We start from the raw sequence: 8,322 nt of genomic DNA, 5'->3' as shown, positions 1-8,322 counted from the left end.
CGTGATCTTGATTGAATCGCCAGAGCTACATAAACTAGAACACGAAGATCCCGTTGGGACTGCGGAGGGGAAGCCGCGGTACCAACGGGATTCTTTGCGTTCGGGGTTCGTGCTACTTCTTCTCGGGGTCGATCACTGCCTTGGCCGCCTGTGCGTCCCGGCACTGCTGGGCCCACAGGGCAGCACCCACGATTCCCGCGTTATTGCGCAGTGAGGCAATTTCCACCGGGGTCTTCAGGTCCAGGTACGGCACGAACTTCTCGGAGTTCTTGGACACACCGCCGCCAATGATGAACAGGGACGGGGAGAACAGGAACTCCACGTGGGAGAAATACCGCTGCAGTCGCTTCTTGGCCCATTTCTTCCACGGTAGATCCTCGCGTTCGCGAGCCGCTGCCGATGCCTGGGTCTCGGCGTCGTGGCCGTCGATTTCCAGGTGGCCCAGCTCGGCGTTGGGAACCAGCTGGCCGTTGAGGATCATTGCGGATCCGATGCCGGTGCCCAGGGTGATGACCATGACCAAACCGGTCTTGTCGCGGCCCGCGCCGTAGTACGCCTCCGCCAACCCGGCGCCGTCGGCGTCGTTGAGAGCCTCCACTTCACGGCCCAGGGTTTCGGTCATGAGCGCATCCACGTTGGTGTTGATCCATGACTTGTCCACGTTGGCGGCCGAGAGCGCCACGCCGTCCTTGATGATGGCCGGGAACACGATGCCCACGTGCGAGTCCGGAGCCGGGGCGTCGGGGCGGGACTGCAGTTCGTCCACGATCTGCTTGACCACGGTGGCCACGGCCTCCGGGGTGGCAGGCTTGGGCGTGGGGATGCGGAACCGGTCGCCCACGAGCTCCCCGGTCCTGAGATCGACGATCCCGCCCTTGGTGCCGGTACCGCCGATATCAACTCCGATGCCGAGCGTCGAAGGGGCCTTCGAAGGGTTGGTGGGGCTCATGAACGGTCCTCTCGGTTCACGGTGAAACCAGGTGGTCAGGGGCAGTGTTCGACCCCCGAATGTGCGGTTAGTTTACGGCAGGGTGAGTACGTCCACGCCGTCTTCTGTCACAGCCATGGTGTGTTCGAATTGGGCGGTGCGGCGCTTGTCGGACGTGGTGATGGTCCAGTCGTCCTCCCACTGGTCCCACGCAATCGATCCCAGGGTGAGCATGGGCTCGATCGTGAAGATCATTCCCGGCGTCATCTCGGTGTTGTAACTGGGCGCGGCGTCGTAGTGGGGGATGATCAGACCCGAGTGAAATTCTCGCCCCACGCCGTGTCCGGTGAAGTCGCGCACCACACCGTAGTTGAATCGCTTGGCGTACTTCTCGATGACACGTCCGATCACGTTGATCTCACGGCCCGGACGCACGGCCTTGATGGCGCGGTTGGTGGCTTCGCGAGTGCGCTCCACCAGGAGGCGGGAGTCCTCGTCCACGTCTCCCACCAGGAAGGTCGCATTGGTGTCCCCGTGCATGCCGTTCTTGTACGCGGTGACATCCAGATTCACGATGTCACCGTCCTCGAGCACGGTGGAGTCCGGAATTCCGTGGCAAATGACCTCGTTGAGGGAGGTGCAAATCGACTTGCGGAAGCCCCGGTAGTCCAGGCACGAAGGGTAGGCCCCGTGATCGCACATGTATTCGTGGGCCAGGCGGTCCAGTTCATCCGTGGTGACCCCGGGTTGGGCTGCCGCTCCGGCCAGCTCCAGGGCCCGCGCCGCGATCCGACCGGCCTCACGGACCACTTCGATTTCCTCGGGGGTGTAGATGTTGGAGCCGTTGCCCTCGTTGGGGTCCATGCGACCCACGTACTCGGGGCGGGGGATGACCGCGGGGACGGACCGGGAGGAACCGATGATCCCCGGTTTCAGATCACCGATCGGCGCGGTGGAACCGGGGGCTGGGGCCAGATTGTGCGATGTCACGGTGGGTCGTTGCCTCCAACGGGTTGAAAAGGTGGGTGCCGAGCCGGCGCGAGTGCGGGCTCGGGGTGTGTCTTGGCACTAGCCTAATCCTTAGACGCTCGGAGCAGAGCCGAGCCGAGGTCCCGGGGTTTTGCACCTTCGGACCCACCGACCGACAGGGCGCGCAGCGCCGGGAGAGTGAGGCAAAGTCATGGCCGAGTACTGGTACAACCTGTACACCAAGCAGGTGGAAGAGGGTCCCAAGGACGACTACCGCCAGCTCATGGGTCCGTACGCCACTCGTGAGGAAGCATCACGTGCGTTGAAGACCGCGGCGGAGAACACCAAGCGCTGGGATGACGAGGACGCCGCCTACAAGGGCGACTGAGCTACCCCGAGATCAACGGTGGCCCGGACCTCGTGGTCCGGGCCACCGCCATCCTCACATCGATATCAGCCGCGGAAGCTGTGCTCCTCGGCCGGGAACCGACCGGACTTCACGTCTGTCACGTAGCTACCCACGGCATCCCCGATGGTCTGGGACAACTGAGCGTACTGCTTGACGAAGCGCGGCATGCGTCCGGTTCGCAGTCCCAGCATGTCCTGCCACACGAGCACCTGCCCCGTGGTGGAATTTCCGGCGCCAATACCCACGGTGGGGATGACAAGAACGTCCTCGACCTGGGCTGCGGCGTCCGCGGAGACCATCTCGAGGACCACGGCGAACGCCCCGGCCGCCTGCACGGCCTGAGCGTCAGCAATCAGCGTGGCCGCGGCGTCGCCCTTGCCCTGCACCCGATAACCACCCAGGGCGTGCTCGGATTGGGGAGTGAAGCCCACGTGGCCCATCACGGGGATGCCGGCACGCACCACGGCGGCCACGTGGTCGCAGAGTTCCGCACCCGCCTCGATCTTGACGGCGTGGGCACCGGTTTCTTTCATGATGCGCACGGAGGAGCGGACGGCCTGTTCCGGGGACTCCTCGTAGGAACCGAAGGGCAGGTCCACGACCACCAGGGCGCGTTGGGCGGCGCGGGAGACCGCGGCGGCCAACGGGATCATCTGGTCGAGCGTGACCGGAAGGGTGGTTTCGTAGCCCAGCACATTGTTGCCCGCGGAGTCTCCCACGAGCAGAACGTCCACGCCGGCGCCGTCGAAAATTGCGGCCGTCAAGGCGTCATAACTGGTGAGCATCGCGAATTTCTCGCCCTGTGCCTTGGCCCGCTGCAAGTGCACGGTGCGCACGCGCGTCACCTCGCTCAGTGACGATGTCGAGGCGGCTTGATCTGACGGGGGTATAGCGGTCATTGGTCCAGGGTACCGCCGCCGACGACGCCGCACTCGCCGTGAGAATCCACGTCGTGTCAGCGCGCGGGGCCTGCCGTTAGAGTTGGGGGAGCGGCTCAGCGGTGACGCAGACGTCACGGGGCCGCAAGCACATCCGCAACACGGTCGAGATACCCGAGGTGGCCCCACATGGATCGGCAGCAGGAATTCGTTTTGCGAACCATTGAGGATCGCGACGTGCGATTCGTGCGTCTGTGGTTCACCGATGTCGTGGGAACGCTCAAGTCCGTGGCGCTGGCCCCGGCGGAGGTGGAGGCCGCTTTCGACGAGGGCCTGGGCTTTGACGGCTCGTCCATCGAGGGGCTCTCGCGCGTGTACGAATCCGACATGCTGCTCCAGCCGGACCCCTCCACCTTCCAGTTGCTGCCCTGGCGCGGGGACGACGAACCCACCTCCCGGATGTTCTGCGACCTCAAGACCCCGGACGGGGAGCCCTCGGCCTCCGATCCGCGCGGTGTGCTCCGTCGAGTCCTGACCAAGGCCGCGGACATGGGCTTCACGTGCTACACCGCTCCGGAGATCGAGTTCTATCTGCTGCGGTCCTCGGAGCTGGACGCCAAGACCGGTGAGCCCACGCCCGTGGACTACGAAGGCTACTTCGACCACGTGCCCGGTGGTGTGGTCCAGGACTTCCGCCGCACCGCGGTGAACATGCTCGAAGCCGTGGGAATTTCCGTGGAGTTCTCCCATCATGAGGCCGGGCCCGGGCAGAACGAGATCGACCTGCGCTACGCGGACGCCCTGCAGACCGCGGACAACATCATGACGTTCCGCACGATCATCAAGGAAGTGGCGCTGTCCCAGGGCATTTACGCGACCTTCATGCCCAAGCCCTTCTCCCGTCAGCCCGGTTCGGGCATGCACACCCACTTCTCGTTGTTCGAGGGGGACACCAACGCGTTCTACGAAGCCGGCGCGGAGTTCCGGCTGTCCAAGGTCGGCCGTCACTTCATTGCCGGACTGTTGCGCCACGCACCCGAGTTCACCTCGGTCACCAACCAGTTCGTGAACTCCTACAAGCGGCTGTGGGCCGGCGACGAAGCACCGTCCTACATGTCCTGGGGTCACAACAACCGTTCCGCCCTGGTGCGGGTGCCGCTGTACAAGCCGGACAAGGTGCAGTCCTCGCGCATCGAGTACCGCGGTATCGATTCCGCCACCAACCCGTACCTCTCCTATGCGGCGTTGTTGGGGGCGGGGCTCAAGGGCATCGAGAACGAGTACGAGCTGCCGCCGGTGGAAATGGACGATGTGTTCGCCATGAGTAGTGCCGAGCGCCGCGCCGTGGGCCACCAGCCGCTGCCCACGAGCCTGCACGAGGCCATCCGGCAGACCGAGGATTCGGAGTTCATGGCGGAGCTGCTCGGGGAGCAGGTTTTCGACTACTTCCTGCGCAACAAGCGCCGAGATTGGGACAACTACCGGGTGGAGGTCAGCCCCTACGAGCTGCGGACCAACCTGGGAATCCTGTAAGCGTGGCCGGCATGAGTGCCACGGACGGAACCGCCAGGGAACGCGCAGAAAAGGTCTCGGCCCAACGGCTGATCTCCATTGGTTTTGCAGACGTCACCAACGCGCGGCGCTGGCTGGGTTTCCGCGAACTCGACGGCGTCGATCTGCAGCTGCTGCTCAACGGCCTGGCGCATTCCGCCTCCCCGGACGTGGCACTGCAGCTGATCGTCCGGTTGATCGAACAGCATCCCGAGATCGCGAAACGGGTCAACGGGGACCCGGCCAAGTCCGAAACCATGTTCCGGTTGTTGGGCGCCTCCGAGGCGCTCGGCGAATTCCTGCTGCGGGCCCCGCAGAACCTGGATCTGCTGGACATCGAACCGCAGGACCAGCCGGGACACGACAACGCGGACGTCTTCCGGGACGCCCTGTTGGAATCGGTGGGTGCGGATCCCGAGTCCGAGACCCCCACCGCCACCGAAACCGGCGCGGAAGCCTACAAAGCGTTACGGGTCGCGTACCGGCGGGGTATCACCAAGGTCGCAATTCGCGACGTCGGCGCCTTGGACCCGGTGGACTACATGCCGTCCCTGGGGCGCCAGCTCGCCGATCTGGCCGGTGCCGCCCTTGAGGCGGGTCTGGCCGTTGCGCGAGCGGAAGCCAACGAGCACTGGGACCGGGCCCTGGTCGATCAGGTGCGCCTGGCCGTGATCGGGATGGGCAAGTGTGGTGCCCGCGAACTGAACTATATTTCCGACGTGGACGTCGTGTACGTCGTCGACATCAAGGCCACCGGCCAGGAGGAGAAGCCGGACGAGCAGCTGGCCACGGAAATCGCCACGAGCCTGGCGTCCGGCATGGCACACGCCGTCATGACGACCGGTCCGGAACCGGCCCTGTGGGAAGTCGACGCCAACCTCCGGCCCGAGGGCAAGGACGGGCCGCTCGTGCGCACGCTGGATTCGCACGTGCAGTACTACAAACGCTGGGCCAAGTCCTGGGAGTTCCAAGCGCTGCTCAAGGCCCGATCCATCGCGGGTGACGCCGAACTGGGCGAGCGTTACGAAGCCGCCATCGGGCCGTTCGTCTGGTCGTCGGCGGAGCGCGAGGGTTTCGTGGAGTCCGTCCAGGCCATGCGACGCCGTGTCACGGACAATATTCCCGAAGCGGACCGCGACCGACAGATCAAGTTGGGCCCGGGAGGCCTGCGCGACGTCGAATTCACGGTGCAGTTGCTGCAGCTCGTCCACGGGCGCAGCGATGAAACGGTGCGCACCAAGGCCACCACCGATTCTCTCGTGGCGCTGTCCGCGGGCGGTTACATTTCTCGCAGTGATGGCGACGAGTTCCACCGCAACTACCGGTGGCTGCGCTTGCTCGAACACCGTATCCAGCTGTTCCGTATGCGCCGAACCCACCTGATGCCGCGCGATGAACGGGAGCTGTCCGTGGTGGCCCGGTCCGTGGATGGAGCGGGAGAGCACACCCACCCCACGGGTAAGGCCCTGGGCGAGAATTGGACCAAGGTCAAGCGGTCGGTGCGCACCATGCACGAGCGGATTTTCTACCGCCCGATCCTGGCCGCGCTCGCCAACGCCCCCGCGGACACCACGCTCACGACCGAATCCGCCCTGGATCGTCTGGCGGCCCTGGGATACCAGGACACCAAGGCGGCAAAGCGTCACATCGAGGCTCTCTCCAGGGGCGTCAGCCGCCGGGCGGAGATCCTCCGCACCCTGCTGCCCGTGCTGCTGGATTGGATCGCGCAGGGCGTGGACCCGGACGCCGGTCTGCTCAACTTCCGAAAGATCTCCGAGTCCATGGGCAACACCCCGTGGTTCCTGCGGTTGTTGCGCGACTCCAACGCGGCGGCCGAGCGGCTGTGCCAGATCCTGTCCAGTTCCCGGTACGTCTCGGACCTACTGGAAACCTCTCCGCAGTCGATCGCGTGGCTCGGGGACGACCCCCAGCTGCGCCCGCGCACCCTGGATGAACTCGCCAAGGAAATGCGCACACAGCTGCAACGGCACCCCGAACCGGACGAGGCCATTCGCGCGATCCGGCAGGTCCGACGCCGCGAGCAGTTACGCATCGCGCTCGCCGACACGAGCGGCCTGGCCTCGGTAGAGACGGTCGTGGCGGGACTCTCGGACGTTGACCAGGCCACCGTGATGGGTGCGTTGTACATTGCGCAGCGGGAGTTCTGCGAAGGCGGGGACAAGGAACACTTGGCGGACGTGATGGTCGTGGCCATGGGCCGCCAGGGTGGGCGGGAGATCGGTTACGGATCGGACGCGGACGTCATGTACGCCTTCGAGCCGCGCGAGGGAGCCGAGTCCGGTGACGCTCGGTCCCAGGCCGAGAAGATCTTCTTGCGCATGGTGCAGCTGCTCAAGATGCCGTGCAAGCCACCCATCATTGCCGAGCGGACATTGGAAATTGATAATGACCTGCGGCCCGAGGGTAAGCAGGGGCCCATGGCGCGTTCGGTGGAATCCTTTGCCCAGTACTACGACCGGTGGGCTCAGACATGGGAGTTCCAGGCTCTCACACGAGCTCGCTACATGGCGGGCAACGAGGACGTCGCGGCAGCGCTCGTTCGCGTGTTCGACCGGTTTCGGTACCCGGCCGATTTCACCGAGCGTCAGCTCATCGACGTGCGCCGTATGAAGGCCCGCGTGGAGAACGAACGGATGCCGCGCGGAGCGGATCCCAACCGGCAGCTGAAGTTGGGCCGCGGTGGGCTCTCGGATGTGGAGTGGCTGGTTCAATTATTGCAATTGCAGCACGGTCATGAGGTGGCCGGCCTACGGTCCACTTCCACCCTGGCCGCACTGGAAGCCGCCGTCGAGGCCAACCTCTTGGCACCGCAGGACGCTCAGGTGCTCAAGAGCGCGTGGACCTTGGCCACGGCCATCCGCAACGGCAACGTGTTGCGGTCGGGTCGATCCTCGGACTCCGTTCCCTCCCGCCGCGTGGACCTGGAGGCCGTGGCCCGGTGGATCGGCTACGAACCCGGTTCGGCTTCGCAGTTGGAAGAGGACTACCTGCGGATCACCCGGCAGTCGCGCACCGTGTTCGAGAAGGTGTTCTACGGGCACTAGGTCTGTGCCCTTGAGGGGCAGGTAGGACCTCCGCGAACGTCTCAGGGGCCGGTGGAGCCTTTTCCACTGGGGATAAGGGTTCCACCGGCCCCTCAGATGTAACTGCAGGATTTCGGAGGGCATTCTGGTCGACAGTCAAGCCATTGCCCAGGGCCCCGGTGCACTGTGATTGACGGTAACGCCCAAGGTTCGGCGATTCTGGGCTCCAGCGTCGATCAGGATGCAGGGGATCAGACATCGTGGTCGCTACGTCGATGAGGGTGCGGCACCGCTTGCGGGCAGCCCCATGGCAGGAAAGGTGTCACCGGGTACAGCTGGCCCGTGGCACTGGGCATGCGCTCTTGGGGGCCGCGAGGACCCCCGCCAACGTCTGAGGGACCGGTGGAACCCTTCCCACTGGGGAAAGGGGTTCCACCGGCCCCTCAGACGCAACTGCGGGATTTTGGTGCCCCGAGAGGGAATCGAACCCCCGACCAAGAGATTAGAAGGCTCCTGCTCTATCCACTGAGCTACCGAGGCGGA

6 protein-coding genes and 1 tRNA gene are annotated in these 8,322 nt (G+C 65.1%); 3 read left to right on the top strand and 4 right to left on the bottom strand.

What is annotated here, in order from left to right; genetic code table 11:
- Positions 1–112 precede the first annotated feature (112 nt).
- Positions 113–949 carry a polyphosphate--glucose phosphotransferase gene (ppgK, locus tag Q4E95_RS09295; RefSeq protein WP_095798247.1) on the bottom strand — a complete coding sequence of 279 codons (837 nt, stop codon included), beginning with the start codon at positions 947–949 and terminating at the stop codon, positions 113–115.
- Positions 950–1,021: 72 nt separating this feature from the next.
- Entirely contained in the window at positions 1,022–1,918 is an 897-nt protein-coding gene (gene map, locus Q4E95_RS09290; protein ID WP_303383039.1) for a type I methionyl aminopeptidase, read from the bottom strand.
- A gap of 190 nt (positions 1,919–2,108) precedes the next feature.
- On the opposite strand from map, the gene Q4E95_RS09285 reads away from it, so the two are divergent.
- Positions 2,109–2,285 (top strand): SPOR domain-containing protein, encoded by a 177-nt coding sequence (locus Q4E95_RS09285; RefSeq protein ID WP_303383038.1) that lies wholly within the window; start codon positions 2,109–2,111, stop codon positions 2,283–2,285.
- Between the two features lie 65 nt (positions 2,286–2,350).
- Here Q4E95_RS09285 and panB read toward each other — a convergent pair whose 3' ends face one another.
- Positions 2,351–3,205: a 3-methyl-2-oxobutanoate hydroxymethyltransferase gene (gene panB, locus Q4E95_RS09280; RefSeq protein WP_303383037.1), complete on the bottom strand. Its 855-nt coding sequence runs from the start codon at positions 3,203–3,205 to the stop codon at positions 2,351–2,353.
- 168 nt (positions 3,206–3,373) lie between these two features.
- Here panB and glnA point away from each other — a divergent pair, with 168 nt between their 5' ends.
- Together glnA and Q4E95_RS09270 are read left to right on the top strand one after the other, a co-directional pair.
- Complete coding sequence (gene glnA, locus Q4E95_RS09275; RefSeq protein WP_303383036.1) at positions 3,374–4,717, top strand: type I glutamate--ammonia ligase; 1,344 nt, start codon at positions 3,374–3,376, stop codon at positions 4,715–4,717.
- Between the two features lie 11 nt (positions 4,718–4,728).
- The gene (locus Q4E95_RS09270) at positions 4,729–7,800 is read left to right on the top strand and encodes a bifunctional [glutamine synthetase] adenylyltransferase/[glutamine synthetase]-adenylyl-L-tyrosine phosphorylase (protein ID WP_303383035.1); all 3,072 of its coding nucleotides are present in this window, start codon (positions 4,729–4,731) and stop codon (positions 7,798–7,800) included.
- Between the two features lie 443 nt (positions 7,801–8,243).
- On the opposite strand, the gene Q4E95_RS09265 is transcribed toward Q4E95_RS09270, so the two are convergent.
- A tRNA-Arg gene (locus Q4E95_RS09265) sits at positions 8,244–8,319 on the bottom strand.
- Between the last annotated feature and the right edge of the window lie 3 nt (positions 8,320–8,322).

The sequence above is a fragment of the Kocuria sp. genome (genome assembly GCF_030536815.1).
GTDB lineage: Bacteria > Actinomycetota > Actinomycetes > Actinomycetales > Micrococcaceae > Kocuria > Kocuria gwangalliensis.
Note: the sequence above shows the minus strand (reverse complement) of the source record. Positions and strands in the feature narration are given on the sequence as shown.